23 protein-coding genes, 2 tRNA genes and 1 riboswitch are annotated in these 24,179 nt (G+C 59.8%); of the genes, 12 read left to right on the top strand and 13 right to left on the bottom strand.

What is annotated here, in order from left to right:
• Positions 1-11: 11 nt before the first annotated feature.
• The 4 genes from C8N42_RS13335 to C8N42_RS13320 are packed head-to-tail and all read right to left on the bottom strand — an operon-like array spanning position 12 to position 2,836.
• Complete coding sequence (locus C8N42_RS13335) at positions 12-533, bottom strand: methylamine dehydrogenase light chain (RefSeq protein WP_107817071.1); 522 nt, start codon at positions 531-533, stop codon at positions 12-14.
• 2 nt (positions 534-535) lie between these two features.
• Complete coding sequence (locus tag C8N42_RS13330) at positions 536-1,153, bottom strand: redoxin domain-containing protein (RefSeq protein ID WP_107817070.1); 618 nt, start codon at positions 1,151-1,153, stop codon at positions 536-538.
• A 16-nt stretch (positions 1,154-1,169) separates the two neighbouring features.
• Positions 1,170-1,697, bottom strand: coding sequence for a MauE/DoxX family redox-associated membrane protein (locus C8N42_RS13325; protein WP_107817069.1), 528 nt, complete (start codon positions 1,695-1,697; stop codon positions 1,170-1,172).
• Complete coding sequence (locus tag C8N42_RS13320) at positions 1,697-2,836, bottom strand: amine dehydrogenase large subunit (protein ID WP_107817068.1); 1,140 nt, start codon at positions 2,834-2,836, stop codon at positions 1,697-1,699. Before C8N42_RS13320 ends, C8N42_RS13325 begins: the two co-directional genes overlap by 1 nt.
• Before the next feature lie 203 nt (positions 2,837-3,039).
• Here C8N42_RS13320 and C8N42_RS13315 point away from each other — a divergent pair, with 203 nt between their 5' ends.
• Positions 3,040-3,963: an AraC family transcriptional regulator gene (locus C8N42_RS13315; RefSeq protein WP_107817067.1), complete on the top strand. Its 924-nt coding sequence runs from the start codon at positions 3,040-3,042 to the stop codon at positions 3,961-3,963.
• Positions 3,964-3,984: 21 nt separating this feature from the next.
• On the opposite strand, the gene C8N42_RS13310 is transcribed toward C8N42_RS13315, so the two are convergent.
• A tRNA-Arg gene (locus C8N42_RS13310) sits at positions 3,985-4,061 on the bottom strand.
• A 309-nt stretch (positions 4,062-4,370) separates the two neighbouring features.
• Here C8N42_RS13310 and C8N42_RS13305 point away from each other — a divergent pair.
• Both C8N42_RS13305 and ilvD read left to right on the top strand, forming a co-directional pair.
• Complete coding sequence (locus C8N42_RS13305; protein WP_211309193.1) at positions 4,371-5,429, top strand: LacI family DNA-binding transcriptional regulator; 1,059 nt, start codon at positions 4,371-4,373, stop codon at positions 5,427-5,429.
• 134 nt (positions 5,430-5,563) lie between these two features.
• Positions 5,564-7,408 (top strand): dihydroxy-acid dehydratase, encoded by a 1,845-nt coding sequence (gene ilvD / locus C8N42_RS13300; protein WP_107817066.1) that lies wholly within the window; start codon positions 5,564-5,566, stop codon positions 7,406-7,408.
• Between the two features lie 58 nt (positions 7,409-7,466).
• Here ilvD and C8N42_RS13295 read toward each other — a convergent pair whose 3' ends face one another.
• On the bottom strand, positions 7,467-8,378 hold the full coding sequence (locus C8N42_RS13295; protein ID WP_170109302.1) for an META domain-containing protein: 912 nt from the start codon (positions 8,376-8,378) through the stop codon (positions 7,467-7,469).
• 111 nt (positions 8,379-8,489) lie between these two features.
• Positions 8,490-8,565, bottom strand: a tRNA-Lys gene (locus tag C8N42_RS13290).
• 114 nt (positions 8,566-8,679) lie between these two features.
• On the opposite strand from C8N42_RS13290, the gene dapF reads away from it, so the two are divergent.
• From dapF to C8N42_RS13260, 6 genes are all read left to right on the top strand, one after another.
• Complete coding sequence (gene dapF, locus C8N42_RS13285) at positions 8,680-9,516, top strand: diaminopimelate epimerase (RefSeq protein WP_107817064.1); 837 nt, start codon at positions 8,680-8,682, stop codon at positions 9,514-9,516.
• A complete protein-coding gene (gene mtaB / locus C8N42_RS13280) occupies positions 9,516-10,775 on the top strand; it encodes a tRNA (N(6)-L-threonylcarbamoyladenosine(37)-C(2))-methylthiotransferase MtaB (protein ID WP_107817063.1) in 1,260 nt (419 codons plus the stop codon). The genes dapF and mtaB overlap by 1 nt, the downstream gene beginning before the upstream one ends.
• Positions 10,772-11,434 (top strand): glutathione S-transferase, encoded by a 663-nt coding sequence (locus C8N42_RS13275; protein WP_107817062.1) that lies wholly within the window; start codon positions 10,772-10,774, stop codon positions 11,432-11,434. The genes mtaB and C8N42_RS13275 overlap by 4 nt, the downstream gene beginning before the upstream one ends.
• 188 nt (positions 11,435-11,622) lie before the next feature.
• Positions 11,623-12,186, top strand: coding sequence for a ubiquinol-cytochrome c reductase iron-sulfur subunit (gene petA, locus C8N42_RS13270; RefSeq protein ID WP_107817147.1), 564 nt, complete (start codon positions 11,623-11,625; stop codon positions 12,184-12,186).
• An 11-nt stretch (positions 12,187-12,197) separates the two neighbouring features.
• Complete coding sequence (locus tag C8N42_RS13265; RefSeq protein ID WP_107817061.1) at positions 12,198-13,604, top strand: cytochrome b; 1,407 nt, start codon at positions 12,198-12,200, stop codon at positions 13,602-13,604.
• Positions 13,605-13,621: 17 nt separating this feature from the next.
• The gene (locus C8N42_RS13260; RefSeq protein ID WP_107817060.1) at positions 13,622-14,440 is read left to right on the top strand and encodes a cytochrome c1; all 819 of its coding nucleotides are present in this window, start codon (positions 13,622-13,624) and stop codon (positions 14,438-14,440) included.
• A gap of 51 nt (positions 14,441-14,491) precedes the next feature.
• Here the strand turns inward: C8N42_RS13260 and C8N42_RS13255 are convergent, their stop codons facing one another.
• The 3 genes from C8N42_RS13255 to thiB are packed head-to-tail and all read right to left on the bottom strand — an operon-like array spanning position 14,492 to position 17,686.
• A complete protein-coding gene (locus C8N42_RS13255) occupies positions 14,492-15,184 on the bottom strand; it encodes a thiamine ABC transporter ATP-binding protein (RefSeq protein ID WP_107817059.1) in 693 nt (230 codons plus the stop codon).
• Entirely contained in the window at positions 15,177-16,721 is a 1,545-nt protein-coding gene (locus C8N42_RS13250) for a thiamine/thiamine pyrophosphate ABC transporter permease ThiP (RefSeq protein ID WP_107817058.1), read from the bottom strand. The genes C8N42_RS13255 and C8N42_RS13250 overlap by 8 nt, the downstream gene beginning before the upstream one ends.
• Complete coding sequence (thiB, locus tag C8N42_RS13245) at positions 16,697-17,686, bottom strand: thiamine ABC transporter substrate binding subunit (protein ID WP_107817057.1); 990 nt, start codon at positions 17,684-17,686, stop codon at positions 16,697-16,699. The genes C8N42_RS13250 and thiB overlap by 25 nt, the downstream gene beginning before the upstream one ends.
• 41 nt (positions 17,687-17,727) lie before the next feature.
• A riboswitch (TPP riboswitch) is annotated at positions 17,728-17,832 on the bottom strand.
• Between the two features lie 93 nt (positions 17,833-17,925).
• On the opposite strand from thiB, the gene aroC reads away from it, so the two are divergent.
• Both aroC and C8N42_RS13235 read left to right on the top strand, forming a co-directional pair.
• On the top strand, positions 17,926-19,026 hold the full coding sequence (gene aroC, locus C8N42_RS13240) for a chorismate synthase (protein WP_107817056.1): 1,101 nt from the start codon (positions 17,926-17,928) through the stop codon (positions 19,024-19,026).
• Positions 19,019-19,972, top strand: a complete 954-nt coding sequence (locus C8N42_RS13235) for an AEC family transporter (protein WP_107817055.1) — start codon at positions 19,019-19,021, stop codon at positions 19,970-19,972. Before aroC ends, C8N42_RS13235 begins: the two co-directional genes overlap by 8 nt.
• Before the next feature lie 75 nt (positions 19,973-20,047).
• Here the strand turns inward: C8N42_RS13235 and C8N42_RS13230 are convergent, their stop codons facing one another.
• Positions 20,048-20,335: an HU family DNA-binding protein gene (locus C8N42_RS13230; protein WP_066703235.1), complete on the bottom strand. Its 288-nt coding sequence runs from the start codon at positions 20,333-20,335 to the stop codon at positions 20,048-20,050.
• Positions 20,336-20,470: 135 nt separating this feature from the next.
• On the bottom strand, positions 20,471-21,955 hold the full coding sequence (locus tag C8N42_RS13225; RefSeq protein WP_211309192.1) for an AMP nucleosidase: 1,485 nt from the start codon (positions 21,953-21,955) through the stop codon (positions 20,471-20,473).
• A gap of 87 nt (positions 21,956-22,042) precedes the next feature.
• On the opposite strand from C8N42_RS13225, the gene C8N42_RS13220 reads away from it, so the two are divergent.
• Entirely contained in the window at positions 22,043-22,909 is an 867-nt protein-coding gene (locus C8N42_RS13220) for an SDR family oxidoreductase (protein ID WP_107817054.1), read from the top strand.
• Here the strand turns inward: C8N42_RS13220 and C8N42_RS13215 are convergent.
• Positions 22,882-24,090, bottom strand: coding sequence for an MFS transporter (locus tag C8N42_RS13215; protein WP_107817053.1), 1,209 nt, complete (start codon positions 24,088-24,090; stop codon positions 22,882-22,884). The genes C8N42_RS13220 and C8N42_RS13215 overlap by 28 nt on opposite strands.
• Between the last annotated feature and the right edge of the window lie 89 nt (positions 24,091-24,179).

Below are 24,179 nucleotides of genomic sequence, written 5' to 3'. Positions count from 1 at the left end.
GCAATTCGGGATCACTCCGCCAGGCCCACGACCACGGACACCGTGCAGTGGTAACCTTTGTCAGTGTTCGCCATGCACCAGTTGATGTCATTGTAGAGACCCATGCGGTAACCCGGACGCTCGCCCTCGGACGTGTAGCAGAAGGTCGCAGAGGCCACCGACGGTTTACCGCAGCAGTCGTTATAGGCGACGAGGTAATCCTTGCCATCATCCGGGTTGGTGCAGGTGCCGACCCAGGACACCGACGAGGCGGACGAGCCCGGAGGACATTGCGTCAAAGAACCGCCGGAGGTGGAGCACAGGTTGCCGTCCAGCGCGCAGTGACGCCAGTAGGAGCATTCGTCCTCCGGCAGCTCAGAAGCGTTGGCGCGACGGTCGAACGGCAGGATCGGCGTCGCGACGGCGGCGCCCAGAACCGAGGCCCCGGCCTTCGCCATGAAGCTGCGACGCCCAAGGCTGCGTGCGGCGGTGCGGGCACCGGTTTCGACGCGCTTGTCGAGTTGCTTGAGAAGTTTGTCGATCAGTCTGGTCATAATCAGATCCTTTCGGAGGAAAATTGAGTGGCGCCCATCTGTTGGGCGACCGCAGCCTGGTATGAGGGAATGCCGGTCTCGGAGGCGTTGAACAGGCTTTCAAGCTGTTCGCGGGAGTTCACGAGACCCTTGGCGCGCACCTTGCCGTCCGGCCCGATGAGCACGGCAAAGGGCAGTTTCGCGACCTTGAAGGTCATGCCGAGATCGGAGGACAGCGCATAGGGGAAGGCCCCGAGGTCTTCCGCCTCGATGAGCCGCCGGTGCGCCGCTTCGCGCCCGTCGGAAGCCAACGCGACATCGAGCCAGCCTTTTTCATCGTCCCGGATCGACTTGATCGCGGGCAAAAGCGCCTTGCAGATCGGACAGGTGGTGGAGAGGAAAAACACGAGCTGCGCCCGCCCTTCCGGCCCGCCCAGCGCAAATTCCGGCCCGTTGAGATTGGGCAGGGTCATCTGCGGCACGGCTTCGCCAATATCCGGCCCGCTGTCCGAAATCATCGCCCCGACCGGAGAAACCCGCTCAAAAAGGATGCCGATCTGGCGGGCGAGCGCGAAGATGATTGCGATCTGCACCAGTACGACAACCCAGAGGGCGATGTTGGAAAAGATGAGTATGTTCATATCGTTCTGTCCTCTCTCATCCGGCTTGACGGATATGGGGGAGATGGGAAGCGAGTTTTTCCGCTACGCCGTAGATCGCGAAAAGCGTGATCCCGGCAGTGATCGCCATGAGCGCCCCGGCGGTGCCGACAGGCCCGGTGGTGATCATCGCGACGGCCAGTGCCATGGCGGTCAGCACGGCATTGCGTCCGAGGGTCAGGCCGGAGACGATCTGCGGTGCGCCACCGCAGCCACAGTCGATCTCCGTCTGTCCACGAAGCAAAGCCGCCGCCATCAGAGCGCCGTAGCCTGCAAACAGCCCCGCCGCCATCAGCCCGCCGAAGGGACGGGTGAAAGGGAGAAGCAGCGCGAGGACGGTGAGGGCCTCGGCCCCCGTCAGCCCCCGCACGATCGCGGGCACCATGTGGCGGGGCACAAGCCCGTAGCCCTGCGCGAAGCCCACCGTCTCATAGAAAGCCTGCCATTTGTGCAAGGCTGCGCGCGCCAACACGAGCACGAGAAAGCTCGTGAGCGACGCGGAGGTGAGTTGCGACAGGTCTCCCATCAGCGATCCAGTTCCATGATGGTCGGCCAGCCGGAGATGTCGAATTCTTCGGTTTGCTCAAGGAAGACTTCGTCGCCCATCTCGACCGTGTAGAGGAAAACTTCGCCCTCTTCATTGGCACCGTAGAGCATCGGCTCTTCGGTCTGGGTCACGAGGATGCTGTTTTCATGATGCGCGGTGGCACGCCCGACGACGGTCTTGCTCTCCATGTCCACGGCCCAGATTTGCTCGGCACCGTTTTTATGGGAACCGTCATAGGAACCGGAGTGCATTAGCACGAAAGCGGTGTTGGTCGGGGCGTTATAGGCGATCAGTTCGGAGCCGGACGGGGCCCATTTGCCAAGAACACCTTCGGTCAGCGCGATGGTCTCAGTCAGCACCGGCACATCGCCGTTGTCGTCGACGACATAGAGATTGCCGTTATAGGACACGTACACGAGGGTTTCGCCGATCCGCACACCATTGGTGAAGAGCGCATCTTCATCGACGTCAAAGATTTTCTCCGACTTGCCCGGATCGCCGAAAGTACCATCTGCGGCGTAGGAATACGTCTGGAACGTACCGTCACCGCAAATCGTGGTGAATTTCGTGCCGGTGGTGGAGGGGAAGATGCCCCAGCAACCGGGGGTGGGCACTTCGGCAATGGCGGCCCCGGCGGCAATGTCGATCACGGACACGGACGTCGCGGGCGTGGCGTTTTGCGCCAGCGCATAGGCCTCGTCGGAAGACAGAGCGAGAAGAGCGGGTTGGCTCTCCACATGTGCCATTTTCACGCCGAATTCGAATTCGCTTTTGACCTTGAGCGTCGCGACGTCCCAGGTGTGGAACACGTTGGTGATCGGCCCGTAGGTGTAGCGCTCGAAATAGACCGAGGTGGTATACATGGTCTTGCCATCGGCGGAGAGCACCATCTGGGCGGTGGTGCCCGGCCCCATGTTGCCCTTCATCGCGAAGTCTTCAGCACCCAGCACGTTGATGGAGGACGGGCCTTTCCAGGCCTGATCGAGCACGAAAAGATTCGGCCCCTCGTCGATCGTCTCCTTGACGGTGAGGGTTTCGGGTTCGATGGCGTCTTGTGCGAAAGCCGGTCCGGTCAACGCAGCAAGCGCCACGAAAGCGGCGGTTGTGGATTTCATCATCTGTCTCCTGGTGATGGTCTCGTGATCAGCATAGGGGCTGGCTTTCAGCCCGCGCTATCCGCCCTCACCTGATAATTTCGCTTATAAAATATGCAGCGCGTGAATCTTACCGTTTCCCGACCCAAACCAGTCCCACCTCGCTTGACACTCCCTGTTCAAGCGCCTCTCAAATTAGGAAAATCAAAATATTACGGTCACTTGCGATGCGCATAGACTCCAAACCCCGGACCCGTGTCCGGGAGGCACAGTTCGACAGTTTCGTCGATCAGGAACGCGGTCTCGACGGTTGGGACCAGCTTTACCGGCAATTGTCGCCGGGGGCGTTCGAAGGGCATATCGCAGCACTGGAATGGGATGACATCACGCTCTATCGCGAGACCGTGAATCAGAAGATGGAAAACATCTACCGCGTGCCCGATGGCTATGTCTGCGTCGGATTTTCGCTTGGTAAACGTCTGTCCATGACCGGGCTGCCCAACGCCATCGGTACGGGCACCGGCATGATCCATGTCGCAGGTGAAGACTATCATATCTTCACCGACAGCCACGCCGATTACATCATGCTGACCCTGCCGCAGGATTGTCTGCCCGAAGACATCATCATTGGTGCCCGGCCCGTTACGCCGTGTGAAAGCCATGGCATCGCGGACTGGATGCTGACGCTGATGGAAAGCGCGCGTCAGGGCATCGCGCAACAAGCCGTTCTGGACCTTGCGCCGGATCTCCTTCTCGACCGGATTTCGCTTTGGGCGCGGGAGGCCACACGGCACCGGTCGCGAAAACTACCCCGTGGTGTGATGACGGATATTCTCGACGCCTGCGACAGCCTGCCTTTCGACAAGCTGAGCGTGAGTCATCTGGCGAAACAACTTGACCGGGAGCGCACGACCCTGCGCGCCGCCTGTCTGGAGCGGACCGGTATGACGCTCGACGATATGCTTAAGGGGCGTCGGCTCAGCGAAGTGCATCGCCGGCTGCGCTTTTCAGACCCGCGCACCACACGGGTATCGGATGTCAGCATGGAATTCGCCTATTACCATTGGGGCCGGTTCTCGCAAAGCTATCGCGCCATGTTCGGCGAACGCCCCTCCGACACCTTGAGACGAGCAACGCCTCAGCGTCACTGAGACGGTCGAATAGGCGGAAAATGGTGACCCCGGCGGGATTCGAACCTGCAACCTGCCCCTTAGGAGGGGGCTGCTCTATCCAGTTGAGCCACGGGGCCACGCGCTCCCTCTTAGCCGGGAGCGGGGTTCGGAGACAAGAGGCGAACGTGTGAAACGCAGAACATGAAAAGGGGGAGCAAGTTGGCCCACCGCTCCCCCTTTTACGATCTGCAAGTCGCGACCCACCGAACATGCGGTCGAAACATACAGATATTTTGCACGATTGACACTGTGTGAGCGACAGCTTGCCCACAATGTGCACAATCGAATTTGTTAGCGATAACATATTCGCTCCGCAACGCGTGGACAAGGCCGTTTTATGATGTAAACTGAGGAGAATAATTCAAAACATTCAGGAGGGTCACGTCATGTCGCAGGGTTCCGGAAATATGCCTCCCAAACGGCCATTGACGTTGCGCGACGTGTCCGAAGCCTCCGGCGTGTCTGAAATGACTGTGAGCCGGGTGTTGCGCAATCGTGGCGACGTGTCGGAAACCACCCGCGCTAAGGTTCTGGAAGCCGCGCGCGAGCTTGGCTATGTGCCGAACAAGATCGCGGGCGCACTGGCCTCCTCGCGCGTCAACCTCGTGGCCGTCATCATCCCTTCCATGTCCAACATGGTCTTCCCGGAAGTCATGACGGGGATCAACGAGGTGCTGGAAGGCACCGAACTTCAGCCCGTCGTCGGAATTACCAATTACAAACCGGAACGCGAAGAGGCGGTGCTCTATCAGATGCTGTCCTGGCGCCCTTCCGGTGTGATCATCGCCGGGCTCGAACATACCGAAGCCGCCAAGGCGATGCTCGGGGCCGCGGGTATTCCGATTGTCGAGATCATGGATACGGACGGCGAGCCGATCGACTCGGCGGTGGGGATTTCGCATCGTCGCGCGGGGCGCAAGATGGCGCAGGCGATCATTGACGCGGGATACAAGCGCATCGGGTTTCTCGGCACCAAGATGCCGCTCGATCACCGCGCCCGCAAACGCTTCGAGGGGTTCACCCAGGTGCTCGCCAAGGCGAAACTCGAAATTGCCGACAGCGAATTCTATTCGGGCGGTTCCGCACTCAAGAAGGGCCGCGAGATGACCGAGGCGATCCTCAAGCGCAACGAGGAGAACCCGCTGGATTTCCTTTATTACTCGAATGACATGATCGGGGCCGGCGGGTTGATGTATTGCCTCGACAATGGCATTGACGTGCCAGGACAGATCGGTTTGGCGGGCTTCAACGGCATCGAATTCCTCGACGGTCTGCCACGCAAACTCGCGACCATGGACGCCTGTCGCCTTGAGATCGGGCGCGCCGCCGCCCAGATCATCGCCAAACGGGTCGAAACGCCGGACGCGCCCGGCGGTGAGGTGATCACGCTGGAACCCTCCATTGCCTATGGCGAGACGCTCAAGCGCAAGAAAAAGCTGATCTGACCTGTTTCGCGGTCGTTTCAGCAACTTTGTTCAAGATCGCACAGCCCATGGTGACTGGAAATGACGCTCCGAAAGATTTAAGGAGCGTCAACGCTCGTTTTGCGGGTGATCAGTCGTAGCGGAAAGAAAACAAGATGCCACATTACAGATCCCGTCGTTCTACCCATGGTCGCAACATGGCCGGTGCCCGCGGCCTTTGGCGCGCGACCGGCATGACAGACAGCGATTTCGGCAAGCCGATCATTGCGGTGGTGAACTCGTTCACGCAATTCGTCCCCGGCCACGTCCACCTCAAGGACCTTGGCCAGATGGTCGCCCGCGAAATCGAGAAAACCGGCGGTGTGGCGAAAGAGTTCAACACCATCGCGGTGGATGACGGTATCGCCATGGGCCATGACGGGATGCTCTATTCCCTGCCCTCGCGCGAAGTGATCGCGGATTCGGTCGAATACATGGTCAACGCTCATTGCGCCGATGCGATGGTCTGCATCTCCAACTGCGACAAGATCACCCCTGGCATGATGATGGCCGCCATGCGCCTCAACATCCCGGTGATCTTTGTCTCCGGCGGCCCGATGGAAGCGGGCAAGGTGCAGATCGGCGATCTGGAACGCGCCGTGGACCTCGTGGATGCGATGGTTGCCGCCGCCGATGATCAATACACCGACGAGCAGGTGGATGCGTTCGAACAGAATGCCTGTCCGACCTGTGGCTCCTGCTCCGGGATGTTCACCGCCAACTCGATGAACTGTCTGGCTGAGGCGCTGGGTCTGGCGCTTCCGGGCAACGGGTCTACACTTGCGACGCATGCCGACCGCAAGAACCTGTTCCTTGAGGCCGGGCGCAAGATCGTCGAGATCACCAAGCGCCACTATGAAGCTGAGGAAAAAGGCCTTCTGCCGCGCGAGATCGCGACCTTCGAGGCGTTCGAGAACGCGATGAGCCTCGACATCGCCATGGGCGGTTCCACGAACACGGTGTTGCACCTTCTCGCCATTGCGCATGAGGGTGAGGTGAATTTCACCATGCAGGACATCGACCGCCTGTCGCGCAAGGTGCCGGGCATCTGCAAGGTCGCGCCGAACATCCACAACGTTCATATGGAAGACGTCCACCGCGCCGGTGGCATCTTTGGCATCTTGGGCGAGCTCTATCGTGGCGGCTTGCTACATGGCGATGTGCGCACGGTGCATTCCGACACCATGGCGCAGGCAATCTCTAAATGGGACGTCAAGGTCGCCAACGATCCGGAGGTCGAGACCTTCTTCCGCGCCGCCCCCGGCGGTGTGCGCACGACACAGGCATTTTCGACCGAGAACCGCTATAAGGAACTCGACACCGACCGCGAAAACGGCGTGATCCGCTCCGTCGAACATGCGTTCTCGAAAGATGGCGGCCTGGCGGTTCTGTTCGGCAATATCGCCGAGCGCGGCTGTATCGTGAAAACCGCCGGTGTGGATGACAGCATCCTGAAATTCTCCGGCCCAGCGCATGTGTTCGAGTCTCAGGACGACGCCGTCGAAGGCATCCTGACCCGCAAGGTCGAGGCCGGTGAGGTCGTGATCATCCGCTACGAAGGCCCGCAGGGCGGGCCGGGGATGCAGGAAATGCTCTATCCGACGTCGTACCTGAAATCCAAAGGGCTGGGTAAGAAATGCGCGCTTCTGACCGACGGGCGGTTCTCCGGCGGCACCTCTGGTCTCTCGATCGGCCACGTTTCGCCTGAGGCGGCCGAAGGCGGTCTGATCGGATTGGTGGAAACCGGCGATACCGTCGAGATCGACATCCCGAACCGGTCGATCAATCTCAAGGTGGACGACGCCACTCTGGCCGCGCGCCGCGAAGCGAAAGGGCCGCTGCCGTGGAAACCCGCCGCGCCGCGCCCGCGCGCAGTCTCCACCGCACTCAAGGCCTATGCGATGTTCGCCTCTTCGGCGGACAAGGGCGGAGTGCGTATCCTGCCGGACAGCGCCAAGTAAGAGACGCTTCCCCCCACAACATAGGAAAACGCCGCCCAAAATGGAGCGGCGTTTTTCTTTAGCGGCGTGCGATGATCACCGCCGTGTCTAGGCTATAGAGAACAAGCGCTCCAGTGTCGTCGATATCGAACCGATCCACCGAGGAAAGCGCCTCGAAATAACGGTTTTCCTGCGCCATCAGAGGTTCGGAACACATCATTTTCGTCGCCGCCAACGGCCCGAAATGCAGTCCCTCCCCGGTCAAGTCCAGCGCCCCGGTATAATTGTTGCAACCGGCGGTTCCCGACACCCGCCCCTCTGGAACGACGGACAGGGTGAGTTGGTTGGCGTCGGTCACGCCCTGACCGAAAATATCCTCAATCCGCCACTCCGCCCCGCTTATAAGTTGCAATGGCGCCCCGGCGCAGCCGCGCAGCACCTGATCGCCACGCTTCAGCGTCACGCTTTCAGGATAGGGCATCCCGGTCATGTCGTCGTGACACAGGGTCGGACGCAGAAACAGGGACAAATCCGGCCAATCGTACCACAACGCCCCCTCGAAAAGCCGGGCCTCGGGCAGATCTTTTGCAAGACTGGTTTCGCCATAATCGAGGCGCGCCTCAAACCGCCCGTCCGAAACGGTGAGACTCCACCCCGGCTCATTGCCTCGGGCCACCCAGTTCGCGGATGTTTGCGACAATTGGCAGCTCTGCTCAGTCTCACCGGAGGAGAAAAACGCCTCATTGCCCTTGATCCAGAAGATCACGTCCCCCGCCTCGCTCTCATATTTCGCGCCGGAAGCCGAGACCGACTGATGCAGCACAGAAAGAGACGTTCCAAGGTCGAGAATCGCCGCCCCATCGGCGAACCCGACACGCCCGGACGTGGCCTCACACTGAACCTGTGTCGAAAACCCGAACGGCACGTCACCGGAAAATGCAGGCACAGCCGAAACCAAAGCGATAAGGAAAACCGATTCTCTGATCAACATGACACACCTTCCATGACGGTTCCCAACCATCATAAGCCTCAGACAAAGCAACGGCCACAGCGATCGGATACAACGTCCGATTTTGGTGTTAGACGACAAATTGGAAGAAAGTGGTGAGCCGTGCAGGATTCGAACCTGCGACCCACTGATTAAAAGTCAGTTGCTCTACCAACTGAGCTAACGGCCCACTCTCGCAGCCTCATCGGCTGTGCGGCGGGGTTTACTGTCGTGTGTCAGGAGCGTCAAGCGGAAAACTCGGATTTTCTTGGAAAAGGTTCCGACAAGGTTTATATGCCCGGCCATGCAACAGGATTTTGACAGCTCCACCCGCCTGCCCTTTCTGAAAATGCATGGGCTGGGCAATGACTTCGTGATCATCGATTCACGGGGGCGGGAGGCAATTGTCACGCCGAATCTTGCACGCGCGATCGGGGATCGCCACTGCGGTGTGGGTTTCGATCAACTGGCCGAGATTCGCACATCAGACACCGCCGACATTGATCTCGACTTCTGGAATTCGGATGGATCGCGTGCGGGCGCCTGTGGCAATGCCACACGCTGCGTCGGGCGTCTGATGCTGGACGAAACCGGCAAGGACGAGATCACAATTCGCACCGAGCGTGGGATATTGATCGCACGGCGTGCGGGCGATGAGGTCTCGGTCAACATGGGCCACCCGCAACGCATGTGGGACGAAGTGCCTTTGTCGCATCCGGTTGACACGGATTTCCTGCCGCTCGACGGCGAACCGGTTGCGGTGGGCATGGGCAATCCCCATGCGGTGTTTTTTGTTGCGAATATCAAAGAGGTGGATGTCGCGGAATGGGGCAAGCGGGTCGAATATGATCCGCTTTTCCCTCAGCGCACTAATGTCGAGTTTGCCGAAATCCGCTCCCGCGACGAGATCAGGATGCGGGTCTGGGAACGTGGCACGGGGATTACGCTGGCTTGCGGCTCCGGAGCGTGCGCGACGGCTGTGGCGGCCTCTGTGCGGGGGCTGACGGACAAAAAGGTGCGGATGGAGGTCGATGGCGGCTGGCTCACTCTGGATTGGCGTGAGGATGGTGTCTGGATGACCGGACCGACGCAGCTTGTGTTCAGGGCGGAATTCGACACGTCTTTTCTGGAGCGCGTCTAATGTCCGCCCAACCACCGATTTTCGCGACACTCGGCTGTCGCCTCAACGCCTATGAGACCGAGGCGATGAAGGAACTGGCCGAAGCCAACGGGGTCGAGAACGCCGTTGTGGTGAACACCTGCGCGGTAACGGCGGAGGCAGTGCGTAAAGCGCGTCAGGAGATTCGAAAGCTCCGGCGCGAGAACCCCGAGGCAAAGATCATCGTCACCGGATGCGCGGCCCAGACGGAACCGGAAACTTTCGCCACCATGGCCGAGGTCGATCTGGTGATCGGCAATAGCGAAAAAATGCAGCCGGAGACCTGGCAAGCCATGGGGCCGAATTTCATCGGTGACACGGAGCGCGTTCAGGTCAACGACATCATGTCGGTAACGGAGACGGCTGGGCATCTGATCGACGGCTTCGGACGGCACCGGGCTTATGTGCAGGTCCAGAACGGCTGCGATCATCGTTGTACCTTCTGCATCATTCCTTATGGCCGGGGCAATTCGCGCTCTGTGCCTGCGGGCGTTGTGGTCGATCAGATCAAACGGCTGGTGGACAAGGGGTTCAACGAGGTGGTGCTTACCGGTGTGGACCTGACGAGCTGGGGGGCGGATCTGCCGGCCAGCCCTCGTTTGGGTGATCTGGTGATGCGCATTCTCAAATTGGTACCGGATCTGTCTCGTCTTCGGATTTCGTCCATCGACTCGATTGAGGCGGACGAAATGCTGATGCAGGCAATCGCGACGGAATCGCGCCTCATGCCGCATCTGCACCTGTCCTTGCAGCATGGCGATGACCTGATCCTGAAACGCATGGCCCGACGGCACCTGCGCGACGATGCGATCCGCTTCTGCGAAGAGGCGCGCAAGCTGCGGCCCGAGATGACCTTTGGCGCGGACATCATCGCAGGGTTCCCGACCGAGACAGAAGCACAGTTCGAAAATTCTCTGAAACTGGTGACGGAGTGCGATCTGACGTGGCTGCATGTCTTCCCCTATTCCAAACGCGAGGGCACGCCCGCCGCGAAAATTCCGCGTCAAGTGAATGGCAAAGTGATCCGGGAACGCGCCGCACGGCTGCGCGCGATGGGTGACGCTCAGGTTCAGAAGCACCTGCAAGCGCAGGTTGGACGCGAACACCTGATCCTGATCGAAAACCCGCATATGGGCCGAACGGAGCAATTCACGGAGGTGAGCTTTGACGCACCACAAGAGGAAGGTGCGATCCTCAAAGCCACCATCACCGGTATCAAGGACACGCAGCTTACCGCATGAGGCCTGTGCTCTATTCTTTCCGCCGCTGTCCCTATGCAATGCGGGCACGCCTTGCGATTGCCTCAGCGGGAATAGAGGTGGAATTGCGCGAAGTGCTCTTGCGCGACAAGCCACAGGAAATGCTCAAAGCCTCGCCGAAAGGAACTGTGCCCGTGTTGATCACCGAGACCGACGTGATCGACGAAAGCCGGGACATCATGGATTGGGCGCTGGCACAGAACGACCCCGAAAATCTGCGCGACATGCCCGCCGAGGGCGAAGAGTGGATCGCAGAAATCGAAGGGCCGTTCAAAGCCGCACTGGATCGCTATAAATATGGCACTCGCTTTCCGGAGGCCGATCCTGTCGAAGAACGTGGAAAAGCCGCCGCGATCCTGCATCAGGCGGATGCGTCTTTGCGTCGCAGAAACTGGCTTTATGGCGCACGACCGACACTCGCCGATCTCGCCACGATCACCTTCGTGCGGCAGTTCGCCATGGTCGACAGTGGCTGGTTTGAGGCACAGGACTGGCCGGGCATACAGGCTTGGCTTTTCCGCTTTCTCGCGTCATACCGCTTCACGGACATCATGAGGAAATATCCCAAATGGATGCCCATGGATACGCCGACCATTTTCCCTTCCGGCGAGAAGATGCATCCTGTTAGCGGATATAGGTAAGTCTGAGATGTATCTTATAGCAAACGCGGTTTCCAGCCCCCGCGACACATCGCGCAGTTCACAATTCATTGAATGCTAGACTGAGCGGCTTCCTGCCGCTAAAAGCGCCTGCGAAGGGCCAGGGTCAAACCATGGCCTCTCATCGTATTGGCCGGGGAGGACCGGCTGGAGAAAATGGAGATTTGCTCGTGTCCCACGTAGAAGAACACGAAGGCACCCGCCGCGATTTCCTGTACTACGCCACTGGTGGCGCAGGTGCAGTGGCCGCCGGTGCCGCCGTCTGGCCTCTGGTCAACCAGATGAACCCTTCCGCCGACGTTCAGGCTCTCTCCTCGATCCGCGTTGACATCAGCGGCGTCGAGGTCGGAACCCAGCTGACCGTCAAATGGCGCGGCAAACCGGTGTTCATCCGCCGCCGCACCCAGGAAGAAATCGACATGGGACGCGCCGTGACCATGGACGAGCTTGTCGACCCGATTGCGCGCAATGATAACAAAGACGCCGAGCTCGACGCATCTGACGAGAACCGCACGCTGGACGATGCGGGCGAATGGCTCGTGATGATGGGCGTTTGCACCCACCTCGGCTGTGTGCCGCTGGGGGATGGCGCAGGCGACTTCGGTGGCTGGTTCTGCCCCTGCCACGGCTCGCACTACGACACTGCCGGTCGCATTCGCAAAGGCCCGGCTCCCGAGAATCTTCCGGTTCCGATCGCCGCCTTCGAGGGCGAAACCGAGATCATTCTGGGCTAAGGGAGAAATTCATGTCTGGTATTCCGCACGACCATTATGAGCCCAAGATGACCTTTACCAAAGGCGTCGAAAAACGGCTCCCGATCATCGGCCTGATCTACGACACGCTGATGATCCCGACCCCGAAAAACCTGAACTGGATGTGGATCTGGGGCATCGTCCTTGCGTTCTGCCTCGGTCTTCAGATCGTCACCGGCATCGTCCTGGTGATGCATTACACCCCGCATGTCGACTTGGCCTTCGCCTCCGTCGAACATATCATGCGCGACGTGAACGGCGGGCATATGCTGCGCTACCTGCATGCCAACGGCGCGTCGCTGTTCTTCTTTGCCGTCTATCTGCACATCTTCCGCGGCCTCTACTACGGCTCCTACAAAGCCCCGCGCGAGATCACCTGGATCATCGGCATGATCATCTACCTGCTGATGATGGCCACCGGCTTCATGGGCTACGTTCTGCCTTGGGGTCAGATGTCCTTTTGGGGCGCGACCGTGATCACCGGCCTCTTCGGCGCCATCCCGTTCATCGGTGAGCCGATCCAGACCTGGCTTCTGGGCGGACCGGCCGTGGACAACGCCACGCTGAACCGATTCTTCTCGCTGCACTACCTCCTGCCCTTCGTGATCGCAGGTCTGGTGATCGTCCACATCTGGGCTTTCCACCACACCGGCAACAACAACCCGACGGGTGTTGAAGTGCGTCGTGGCTCGAAAGCCGAGGCCGAGAAAGACACGCTGCCGTTCTGGCCTTACTTCGTGATCAAGGATCTCTTCGCCCTCGGCGTCGTCCTGATCGCCTTCTTCGCCATCGTCGGCTTCATGCCGAACTATCTCGGACACCCGGACAACTACATCGAAGCCAACCCGCTTTCGACACCGGCTCACATCGTGCCCGAATGGTACTTCCTGCCGTTCTACGCGATCCTGCGTGCCTTCACCGCCGATGTCTGGCTCGTTCAGATCATCAGCTTCATTACCGGCGGTATCGTCGATGCGAAGTTCTTCGGTGTGCTCGCGATGTTCGGTGCGATCATCGCCATGGCTCTGGTGCCCTGGACCGACACCTCTTCGGTGCGCTCCGGCAAGTACCGTCCGATGTTCAAGGTCGCCTACTGGCTTCTCGTGTTCTTTTTCCTCGGCCTGACCTGGGCCGGTGCGCAGGGCACGGACCTGATCATGGTCGGCATCCTCGACGGTCATCCGGTGTTCATGCAGGCTCTCTCCGGCGCCGATTTCGACAACACCATCGGCATGTCCGCTCCGGGCTTCGCGCTCATCGGCTCCGCCTACTGGTTCGGCTATTTCTTCGTGATCCTGCCGCTACTCGGTGTGATCGAGAAACCGCTACCGATGCCGGCGACGATCGAAGAAGACTTCATCGCTCACTACCCGTCCGCCGCCAAAGAGCCGGCCGAGTGAGAAAGGACTTGAGGAAAATGATCAAGAAACTCACCCTCTCCGCCCTCACCGCTTTGGGTCTCTCCGCCTCGGCCGCCATGGCCGCAGGCGAAGGCGGGCACATCCACGATGTGAAATTCTCCTTCGAGGGCCCCTTCGGCAAATACGACCAGATGCAGCTTCAGCGCGGTTTGCAGATCTTCACCGAAGTCTGCTCCGCCTGCCACGGCATGAAATTCGTGCCGATCCGCACCCTTGCGGATGAAGGCGGCCCGGCGCTCCCCGAGGATCAGGTCCGTGCCTATGCGGCCCAGTACCCGGTGAACGACGAAGCCGCGAACATGCATCTCTTCGACTACGAGGAAGGCGCTGCGCGTCCGCTGACCGAGAACGATCACTTCCCGGCCAATGAATCGCAGAACGCACCGGACCTGTCGCTGATGGCGAAGGCGCGTGCGGGCTTCCACGGCCCGGCAGGCACCGGCATCAACCAGTTCCTGAAAGGGATCGGCGGTCCGGAGCACATCGTCGCCATTCTCACCGGCTACACCGGCGAGGAGAAAACCGAAGCCGGCACCACCTATTACGAGAACACCGCGTTCTCGACGGGCTGGATCGCCATGGCTCCGCCGCTCTACGGTGAGGACGTCGAATTTGCCGATGGTCACTCCAACGAGCTGCACCACGAGGCTGAAGACGTCGCCGCCTTCCTGATGTGGGCTGCGGAACCAAAATTGATGGCCCGTAAGAAAGCCGGTTTCATTGCCGTGACCTTCCTTGTGGTGCTCACCTCGCTTCTGTTCCTGACGAACAAGAAACTCTGGGCCCCGCATAAGGGCAAAAAGACCACGCTCTGATCCAGAGCCCAAAACAAAAACAAAGCGCCCCAATCCGGGGCGCTTTTTTCATCATCCGATATAGGCTTTTAGACCTTGGGGAGGATCGACCTTCATCTCCTCCCAATTGCGCGGCGGCAGGCACACCCCGTCTTCGATCCAGATCACCAGATCGGCGAACCGGTCCACATCGGCAATGTCATGGGTGACCATCAACATGGTGGCAGAAAGCCGCGTGCTGACCTCTTTCGCCAGCCCGATCATTTCACCACGCATCGCCGGTCCCAGCGCCGAAAACGGCTCGTCCAGCAGGATCAGCGGCTTTTCCTGCACCAGAACGCGGGCGAGCGCCACGCGGCTTTGCTGCCCGCCGGACAGCTCGGCCGGGCGACGCGCCTCCATGCCGGACAGACCAACGGCGCTCAGGGCCTCCGTGACGCGAGCCTGCTCCGCTTTGGTGAGGCGCAGATTGGGCCGAATCCCAAGCCCGACATTCTGCGCAGCGCTCATATGGGCGAAAAGATTGTTGTCCTGAAACAGGTGCGAGATCGGACGCTCGTGCGGGAGAGCCTTGGTCAACTCTTGTCCATTCCAAAGCAGGCGCCCTTCATCTGGTGCCTCAAACCCACCGATCAGCGAGAGGAACGTGGACTTCCCCGCACCCGACGGTCCGACCACAGCGACGCGCGCACCGACGGGAATGGTGAGATCGGCGGAAAGGGTGAAATCCCCCTGTGTGAGCCGGATGGACTGAAGCTCAAGCACGGCGCTTCCCCCAGAGATCGAAGATGTAAAACAGAGCCAAACTCAGCCCAAGAAGCAACAAAGCCGCCCCCATGGCCTGATCCATGCGGTATGATCCCATGAGACGGTAAATCTGCAAGGGAAGTGTCGCGGCTTCGGGCCGGGCGAAAAGCGTGATCACCCCGAGATCCCCCATGGACAATGCTGCGGCGAGACCGGCGGAGAAGCCCATGGGCACTCGCAAGCGCGGCAGCAGGACGAGCCTGATCCGACTCAATCCGGTCATACCGAGACTGTCGGCAAGCCGTCCATAATCCCGCTCCGCCCCGGACAGTGCGGGACCGAGCGCACGCAGGATGAAGGGCATGGACATCACCGCATTGACCAATGCCGTGATGGGCAAGGCCCAGTTGGCGGGGTCGGTGATCGCAAAAAGCACGATGTAAAGCCCGGTCCCCATCACCAGAGGCGAGGCGGCGATGGAGGACATGCCGATAATCTCCAGTCCCCGCCAGCGCAACGCGGAGAGCGCCAGTGCGAGAGACATCAGGACCGCCAGAGCGGCAGAGCCAAGCGCGGTGATCAGGGATCGAAATGCGGCGCTCCAGACAGAGGCTGGCAGATCGACAATCCCAGTGGCCCCGCGCAGGGCAATGGCCAGAAGCGGCGCCAAGAGAAACAAGCTGACTGCGACGATCCAGAAGAGATCGAGCATCCGCGTCGGCATATTGCGCGCATCAAAGCGCTGCACCACACGGTTGAGACCTCCGGTTCCCATCTGCGGCACGCGAAACCTGAGCGACGCGACAACGGCCAGGACACAGATCAGCACCTGAATAAGCGCCAGAAGCGAGGCCTTGCCGAGGTTGAAATCGTAACGAAACGCCTCGTAGATCGCGAGTTCGACCGTGGTCGCCTTCGGCCCGCCACCAAAGGTCAGGGCGACCGCGAAGGAGGTGGTGCAGATCAGAAAGATCACCGCAAAGGCCCCAGGCACGATCTCACGCAGCATCGGCAACTCGATATAGTGAAACACATCCTTTGGAGCGAAATGCAGCGAGGACGCCAGACGAAACCGCTCCGCCGGAATTGCCCCCCAACCCTGAAGCAAGAGCCGGGTCGCCAATGGCAGATTGAAGAACACATGCGCCAACACGACGCCGTGGAAGCCGTAGATGGATATGGGCTCTAATCCGGCCCAACCCAGCACAATCGAGACAAATCCCGACCGACCGAATACCGCCGTCAGACCGAGGATCGCCACGATGGTCGGGAGGATAAAGGGTGCGCCCAGAAGGGTGATCAAAAGCCCGCGTCCGGCAAAGTTCCGCCGTGCCAACGCCCGCGCCGCAGGGATGGCGAAGAGAACGGAGAGGAGCGCGGACAACAACGCCTGCACCACGGTGAAGCGCACCGCGAGCCAGTCGAAACGAGAGAGGGCGGAAAAGCTCTCCGCCCGGATCGCCACAGCACCCAGAGTGCCCAAGGTCAAAGCGGTGACCAGAGCCGCCGCAATGATCCCGGGCCAGAGCGTTATTGAGAAAACGCGTCGCGCCATTCGGCGATGGCCTCATACCGAAGCGCATCGGCCTCGTCTTCGTTCAGGAAAATCGCCTTTTCCGGATAGTTGAGCCGGGAAAAGGCTTCGGGCCATTGGTCTTTCGGCAGGGCCGCCGGATAGGACCAGTTGGCGGTCGGAATGATGTTCTGGAAGGTCGGCGACAGAATGAACGCCATGAACTCATCCGCCAGCTCCGGCTGGTCGGTGCCTGCCAGTTTCGCGGCAAGTTCGACCATGAAATAGTGACCCTCATCAAAAAGGGCCGCCGATTTCGTCTCGTCCTCTTCGGCGATGATATGATAGGCGGGCGAGGTCGTGTAGGATAACACCATGTCCACCTCGCCATCGGTGAAGAGGCCATAAGCCTCCGACCAGCCCTTGGTCACAGTCGTGACCTTCGGCGCGAGCTTGGCCCAGGCCTCCGGCGCCTCATCGCCAAACACCTCTTTGCCCCAGAGCACCAGCGCCAGCCCCGAAATCGAAGTGCGCGGGTCCTGAATGGCGATGGTCCAGTCCTCATCCGAATTCACCAATTCATGGAACGACGTCGGCGGGTTCTCGATCTTCGTATTGTCATAGACGAAGGCGGTATAAGACCAGTTGAACGGCAGGAACGTATCATCCTCCCAGTCGATCGGCAGGGTCAAAGGGGACAGGTCCAGCCCATGCGGGGCAAAAAGACCGGTCTCCCGCGCCTTTTTGGTCACATCGGAATTGAACCCGATGGCGACATCCGCCTTGGTGCGCGCGCCCTCAAGCATCAGCCGAGGCAGAAGATCGCCCGTGACATATTCGATCTCGCAATCGCACTGTGCCTCGAACGCCTCCTTGATCGCCGGTCCCGGTCCCCATTCCGACGCGAAATAATCGGGGGCGTAGATGGTGAGGGGATCTGCCGAAACCGCTTGAGCGGTGAGGATTGCCGCCAAAGTCAATGCAGAGTGTGTCAGACCATATTTCATGGCTCGCTCCATAGAAGATATGGGCGAAGAAAAAGGGCAGCTTTGGGGGCTGATACCTTCCCTCCGCCGGTGTTAGCCGGTTCAGGTTCAACGGGTTCGCATATGCATCTCAGCCGTGTCTGGCACGGGCACCCCGAGGTGAGAGCCAACTTAGCGCGAAATCCACCGGACACAAGACCCGCTCTTTTCGAACCCCTTAGAAGACGTTAAACGTCAATGCGATCAAGGAGACGCCACACATGAGCATGAACACCTTTGGACATCTGTTCCGTTTCACGACCTGGGGCGAAAGCCACGGGCCTGCTCTTGGTGCGACGGTGGATGGCTGTCCTCCGGGGATCGGGATCAATGAAGAGATGCTTCAGGTCTGGCTCGACAAACGCAAACCCGGCACGTCGAAGTTTACCACCCAACGTCGTGAGCCCGATCAGGTGGAAATCCTCTCGGGCGTGTTCGAAGGCAAGACCACCGGCACCCCGATCCAGTTGATGATCCGCAACACGGATCAGCGTTCAAAAGATTACGGCGAGATTGCACAGGCGTTTCGTCCCGGCCATGCCGACATCACCTATTTTCAGAAATACGGCATTCGCGACTATCGCGGCGGCGGGCGGTCTTCGGCGCGGGAAACGGCGGCGCGCGTGGCCGCGGGCGGCGTGGCGCGGGCAGTTTTGGCCGATCTTCTGCCGGGCCTTGAGATCAAGGGCTACATGACCCAGATCGGCCCGCATGGCATCGAAGGTTCGCGCGACATGGCGGAGATTGACAACAATCCGTTCTGGGTGCCCTCCGCTACGACGGCCGAAAAATGGGCGACATATCTCGACGGTATCCGCAAAAGCGGTTCCTCTGTCGGCGCGATTGTCGAGGTTGTCGCCAAAGGCGTTCCCGCCGGGCTCGGAGCCCCGATTTACGCCAAGCTGGATACCGATCTGGCCGCCGCAATGATGTCGATCAACGCCGTCAAGGCTGTGGAAATCGGTGAGGGCATGAACGCCGCCTGTCTCACCGGAGAAGAGAATGCCGATGAGATGCGGATGGGGCCGGATGGGCCTGAGTTCGGGTCCAATCATGCGGGAGGTATCCTTGGCGGGATTTCCACCGGTCAGGATGTGGTGGTGCGCTTTGCGGTGAAACCGACCTCTTCGATCCTGACCCCGCGCAAGACGGTGACGAAATCCGGCGAGGACACCGATCTGATTACCAAGGGGCGCCACGATCCCTGTGTCGGCATTCGTGCCGTGCCCGTGGGCGAGGCGATGATGGCCTGTGTGATCCTCGACCACCTCCTGTTGCATCGCGGTCAGATCGGCGAGGGGCTCCGCGGCAAAATTGGCTGAGATCCTCACCATCTTCGGGATCACCTTCCCGATCTTCGCCATGGTCGCCATCGGCTATGGCACCGTCACGAAGGGCGTGTTTCGCCCCGCAGACATGGGTATCCTCGGCGGCTGGGTGATGAATTTCGCCCTCCCCGCCCTGGTCTTCGGCGCAATCTCTTCCCGCCCGATTTCCGAAGTGATCCACCCCGATTACATCGCCGTCTATGCCCTCTCAGGCGTGCTGACGGCGGGGCTCGGCTTTCTGTGGTTTTCCATCATGGCCGATCCCGGAAGGCGCGGCGTGGTGACAATGATTTCCTATTGTCCAAACTCCGGCTTCATCGGCTACCCGATGTTCCTCATCCTCGTGCCGGATCACGCGGGAATTATCCTCGCGATGAATTTTCTGGTGGAGAACATTATTTTTATCCCGCTGGCTCTCATGGCCATCGAGGCCGGAAAACCACGCGAGGAACGCAAAAGCAACGCGCTTCGGCAACTGGGACACGTGCTCAAGAACCTTGTGAAACGTCCGCTGGTGATTGCCATCATCCTTGGCTTTATCGTCTCGGCATTGGGCCTCACCCTGCCCGGTCCCTTGCGCCACCTTATCGAGCTTGTTGCCAATTCCGCCTCCGCCGTGGCGCTTTTCGTCATCGGCGGGTCTCTGGTCGGGCTGTCGTTTGAAGGCAATCTTAGGCTGGCCAGTCAGGCCGCCGTCGGAAAACTGATCGTCATGCCGATCTTTGCCGCTCTGGTGATTTTCGCAATGAGCCAACTTGGGCATCGAATGGACACTGATTTCCGTACTGCCGCCTACATCTCCGCCGCGCTGCCGACTATGGCCGTCGCTGCCATTTTCGCACAGGAAGTCGGGCGCGGCGCGCTTGCCTCTCTCTCCATCCTGATCAACACTTTGGGGGCCTTCATCACCCTCAACATCGTGTTATTTCTGGTGGTTTAGAGACTTTTCAAGAACAGGCAGACAAAGAAAAAGGGCCGCGAAACGCGACCCTTTTCCTCAAACCTGAAAACCGGTTCAGCCGTTCACGCTGTCTTTCAGCGCTTTGGCGATGGTCATTTTCACGACCTTGTCGGCTTCTTTCTTCATCTGGTCGCCGGTCTGCGGATTGCGAACCATGCGTTCCGGGCGTTCGCGGCAGTAGATTTTGCCAACACCCGGCAGGGTCACGGCGCCACCGGCGGACACTTCTTTGGTGATGATCGCGGTGATCGCTTCGAGCGCAACACCAGCGGATTTCTTGTCGGTGCCCATTTCTTCGGCCAGGGCAGCCACGAGCTGGGTCTTGGTCATCGGTTTCGACATTGTCTGTATACTCCTCGTACGCCCCCCTTGGATTAGGGGGTTATTGCGCATTTCTAAGCGAATATTGCGGGGGCGTACAACGGCTAGTGTAACTATACTGGGCTTTTTCGCTCATTTTGGACGAAAAATCCTCACTCAGAGGAAGGCAGTCTCCTCAAAAGAGCGCAATTTCCGGCTATGGATACGCTCGATCGGCATTTCCCGCAACAGTTCCATCGCGCGAATACCGATCAGCAAATGTCGTGAAACCTGGGATTTGTAGAACTCCGACGCCATGCCCGGAAGTTTCAGTTCGCCGTGAAGCGGCTTGTCCGATACACACAAAAGCGTCCCATAAGGCACCCGAAATCGAAACCCGTTCGCGGCAATCGTCGCGCTTTCCATGTCGAGACCGATGGCCCGCGACTGGCTCAATCGCTGCACTGGGCCGGATTGATCCCGAAGCTCCCAATTGCGGTTGTCGATCGTCGCCACCGTGCCCGTGCGCATGATCCGCTTGAGCTCATAACCCTCAAGCTCGGTGATCTGCTCCACCGCATCTTCGAGAGAGGTCTGAATCTCCGCCAGTGCCGGGATCGGCACCCAAACCGGCAGATCGTCGTCGAGCACGTGATCCTCGCGCAGATAGGCATGGGCCAGAACGAAATCCCCCAGCCGCTGAGAATTCCGCAGACCGGCACAATGGCCCACCATGATCCAGGCATGCGGCCTCAGAACCGCAATGTGATCCGTCGCCGTTTTCGCATTCGAAGGACCGACACCGATATTCACAAGTGTGATCCCGCCCCCATCGGCCCGTTTCAGGTGATAGGTCGGCATTTGCGGCATCTTCCCGGTCGGAGGAATGATGGTCTCAGGGTCCGTGATCTCGATATTCCCGGTGGACACAAAGCTGGTATAGCCGCTCTCCGGATCGGCCAGCATCTTGCGTGCATAGGCCTCGAACTCGGACACATAGAACTGGTAGTTGGTAAAGAGCACATGGTTCTGGAAATGGCTCGCATCCGTCGCGGTGTAATGCGACAGGCGGGCAAGCGAATAGTCGATCCGCTGCGCCGTAAAAGGCGCCAGCGCGGAGGACCCGTCCTCATGCAGGTAGCCAAACCCGTTCACGATGTCATCATGAGTGGTGCTCAGATCCGGCACATCGAACACGTCGCGCAGAGGGAAAGCCATGGCCCCTTCCTGCGGCACGGTGATGTTTTCGTCATTGGCAACCGCGAAATGCACCGGCATCGGGGTCTGCGAGGCACCGATCTGCACCCGCACCCCATGATTGCGCACGATCTGGGTGATCTGTTGCTTGAGATAATTGCGGAACAGGTCGGGCCGTGTGATCGTCGTCGAATATTCGCCCGGCCCCGCCACATGACCAAAGGACAACCGACTGTCCATCGCCGCGTGAGAGGTCGTCACGACGCGAATCTCCGGGTAATAGGCCCGATAGCGCGCCGCGGGCTTCTCCCCTCGCGCAATCATCGAAAATTTCTCGGCCAGAAAGGAACAGGCTTCCGTATAGAGCTCTTCGAGATAGCTAACCGCAGCCTCCGCATCGGCAAAACTCCGGGGATCGCGCTCCGGCGGGGTTTCAAGCATCAGGCTCGTCAAGCGGCTGTCCATTCTTATATTCCTTTTATCAGCACGGTATGACCGCAGTTGAGACCATGTGCGGCACGGACGCAAGAGCCCGGAATTCAGGAGAGAACCATGACCACACAGAAACTGTTTTCCTTCGGTCACGGCTATAGCGCCCAGACTCTCGCACACCGCCTCCTGCCAAAGGGCTGGCAAGTCATTGGCACCACGCGTACCCCGGAAAAGGCACGGGAATTTGACAGATCCGGTGTTGTGCCGGTTTTGCTCGGACAAGAGCCAATTCCGGCGCAACTTGGTGGTGCAACCCATCTCCTGATCTCCGCCGGACCGGATGCGGAAGGCGATCCCTTTCTGCGCAATTACCGGCAGGTTCTGATCGACGCCGCCCCCAATTTGCAATGGGTCGGTTATCTCTCAACGACGGGGGTTTATGGCGATCATGGCGGCGACTGGGTCGATGAGGATACGCCTCTCACACCGGCCACGAAACGCGGCATCGCACGGGTTACGGCCGAGACAGAATGGCAGGAGATTGCGCAGGACTTAGGTCTCAACCTGTCGATTTTTCGCCTCGCGGGCATCTACGGCCCCGGACGCGGTCCTTTCGCCAAAGTGCGCAATGGCACCGCGCGGCGGATCGTCAAAAAGGATCAAATCTTTTCCCGCATCCATGTCGAGGACATCGCTCAAGTGCTGGAAGCTTCGATCAACAGACCCGACTCCCCCGGTATTTACAACGTCTGCGACGATCTCCCCGTACCGCCTCAGGAGGTGATCGGCTATGCCGCCGAACTTCTCGGCCTGCCGCTCCCACCCGAAGAGGATTTCGAGACGGCGGATATGACCCCGATGGCGCGCAGTTTTTATGCCGAGAGCAAAAAGGTGCGAAACGACCGGATGAAGCGGGAACTCGGTGTACGCCTCATCTATCCGGACTACAAATCCGGGCTTCAGGCGCTTTTGTCAGAGGGCCAGTAACGCCAGTTGCGACGGTGATCCCAAAGCGTGATCGCATAAAGGATCACCCCGGCAAGGGTCAGCACCGCACCGACATAGCCCGAAGACGTGAACCCGTACCCTCTGGCAATGTAAAGCGAGGCAAGGAAAGGTCCCAGCGCATTGGCGACATTGAAGGCTGCGTGATGCAACGCGGCGGCCAACGCCTGCGCATCACGCGCGACATCCATGAGACGGGTTTGCAGAAGGATCGGAAAACCGTTCGCCAACCCCATCGCAAGCACCAGCCCCGCCATCGCCCAGCTTTGCCTCGCAATCAGCGGATAAATCAAAAGCAGGCCTATGTTGATGAAAAGCATCACGAAGACGGAGAAGTTCAGCGCCCGATCCGCCGCCCAACCGGCGATCAGCGCGCCAAGTGTCATACCAAAGCCCATGAGCGCCAGAAACCAAGGAACAGTGCTGTCTCCGACCTGTGTCACCTCCATCAGGGTCGAGGTCAGGTAGGTGTAAAAGGCAAAGAAACCACCGAAGCCGATCGCCCCGCTCAACAGGGTCAAAAGCACCTGACGGTTTTTCAATGCGCCCAGCTCCTGCAAGGCATTGGAGGCTGTCCCCGCAGCGGATTTCGGTGCAAAGATCAGGATAAGCCCCGCCGTTATGGCCGCCAGAACCCCGACCAGAGCAAAGGCCCAGCGCCAGCCGACCGTCTGGCCCAGTACATTCGCCATCGGAACCCCGACCACGGTCGCAATGGTCAACCCGAGCATCAGACGCGCCACAGCCTTGCCCCGCTGTCCCGGCCTAGCGAGTGAGGCCGCGAGCAAGGCCGCGACCCCGAAATAAGCCCCATGGGGCATGCCGCTCAGAAAGCGCGCCGCCAACATGGCCGTGTAATTCGGCGCAATCGCCGAAAGGATATGGGTCAGACAGAACATCGCCATCAGACCGACAAGCAACATCCGCCGTTCGATCCGTGCCGCAACAATCGCAATCATCGGCGCACCGACAACAACCCCCAGAGCATAGGCCGAGACAAGGTGACTGGCCTTGGCCTCATCAATCCCGAGGCCGGCAGCCATATAGGGCAACAGGCTCATGGTCGCGAATTCGGTCGTACCAATGGCAAAGCCACCCATCGCCAGCGCGAAAAGGACAATGCCCGGTCGGGTGCCGGGTGCGGTGGAGGTGGCGACGGTCATGGCGCGTCCTGAAACTTTGGAGAATAGACAGCTCAACCCTTGGCTCATTCCCGCCGGAGGATCAACATAGGGAGCATGCTTCTTCTGTC

This window comes from Celeribacter persicus (assembly GCF_003050785.1).
GTDB lineage: Bacteria > Pseudomonadota > Alphaproteobacteria > Rhodobacterales > Rhodobacteraceae > Celeribacter > Celeribacter persicus.
This window is presented reverse-complemented; position numbering and strand designations above follow the sequence as displayed.

What these genes read in the sequence shown, in the direction of transcription:
- C8N42_RS13335 (WP_107817071.1), bottom strand. Translation starts at nt 533, where the DNA reads ATGACCAGACTGATCGACAAACTTCTCAAGCAACTCGACAAGCGCGTC.
- C8N42_RS13330 (WP_107817070.1), bottom strand. Translation starts at nt 1,153, where the DNA reads ATGAACATACTCATCTTTTCCAACATCGCCCTCTGGGTTGTCGTACTG.
- C8N42_RS13325 (WP_107817069.1), bottom strand. Translation starts at nt 1,697, where the DNA reads ATGGGAGACCTGTCGCAACTCACCTCCGCGTCGCTCACGAGCTTTCTC.
- C8N42_RS13320 (WP_107817068.1), bottom strand. Translation starts at nt 2,836, where the DNA reads ATGATGAAATCCACAACCGCCGCTTTCGTGGCGCTTGCTGCGTTGACC.
- C8N42_RS13315 (WP_107817067.1), top strand. Translation starts at nt 3,040, where the DNA reads ATGCGCATAGACTCCAAACCCCGGACCCGTGTCCGGGAGGCACAGTTC.
- C8N42_RS13305 (WP_211309193.1), top strand. Translation starts at nt 4,371, where the DNA reads ATGTCGCAGGGTTCCGGAAATATGCCTCCCAAACGGCCATTGACGTTG.
- ilvD (WP_107817066.1), top strand. Translation starts at nt 5,564, where the DNA reads ATGCCACATTACAGATCCCGTCGTTCTACCCATGGTCGCAACATGGCC.
- C8N42_RS13295 (WP_170109302.1), bottom strand. Translation starts at nt 8,378, where the DNA reads ATGTTGATCAGAGAATCGGTTTTCCTTATCGCTTTGGTTTCGGCTGTG.
- dapF (WP_107817064.1), top strand. Translation starts at nt 8,680, where the DNA reads ATGCAACAGGATTTTGACAGCTCCACCCGCCTGCCCTTTCTGAAAATG.
- mtaB (WP_107817063.1), top strand. Translation starts at nt 9,516, where the DNA reads ATGTCCGCCCAACCACCGATTTTCGCGACACTCGGCTGTCGCCTCAAC.
- C8N42_RS13275 (WP_107817062.1), top strand. Translation starts at nt 10,772, where the DNA reads ATGAGGCCTGTGCTCTATTCTTTCCGCCGCTGTCCCTATGCAATGCGG.
- C8N42_RS13265 (WP_107817061.1), top strand. Translation starts at nt 12,198, where the DNA reads ATGTCTGGTATTCCGCACGACCATTATGAGCCCAAGATGACCTTTACC.
- C8N42_RS13260 (WP_107817060.1), top strand. Translation starts at nt 13,622, where the DNA reads ATGATCAAGAAACTCACCCTCTCCGCCCTCACCGCTTTGGGTCTCTCC.
- C8N42_RS13250 (WP_107817058.1), bottom strand. Translation starts at nt 16,721, where the DNA reads ATGGCGCGACGCGTTTTCTCAATAACGCTCTGGCCCGGGATCATTGCG.
- thiB (WP_107817057.1), bottom strand. Translation starts at nt 17,686, where the DNA reads ATGAAATATGGTCTGACACACTCTGCATTGACTTTGGCGGCAATCCTC.
- aroC (WP_107817056.1), top strand. Translation starts at nt 17,926, where the DNA reads ATGAGCATGAACACCTTTGGACATCTGTTCCGTTTCACGACCTGGGGC.
- C8N42_RS13230 (WP_066703235.1), bottom strand. Translation starts at nt 20,335, where the DNA reads ATGTCGAAACCGATGACCAAGACCCAGCTCGTGGCTGCCCTGGCCGAA.
- C8N42_RS13225 (WP_211309192.1), bottom strand. Translation starts at nt 21,955, where the DNA reads ATGGACAGCCGCTTGACGAGCCTGATGCTTGAAACCCCGCCGGAGCGC.
- C8N42_RS13220 (WP_107817054.1), top strand. Translation starts at nt 22,043, where the DNA reads ATGACCACACAGAAACTGTTTTCCTTCGGTCACGGCTATAGCGCCCAG.
- C8N42_RS13215 (WP_107817053.1), bottom strand. Translation starts at nt 24,090, where the DNA reads ATGACCGTCGCCACCTCCACCGCACCCGGCACCCGACCGGGCATTGTC.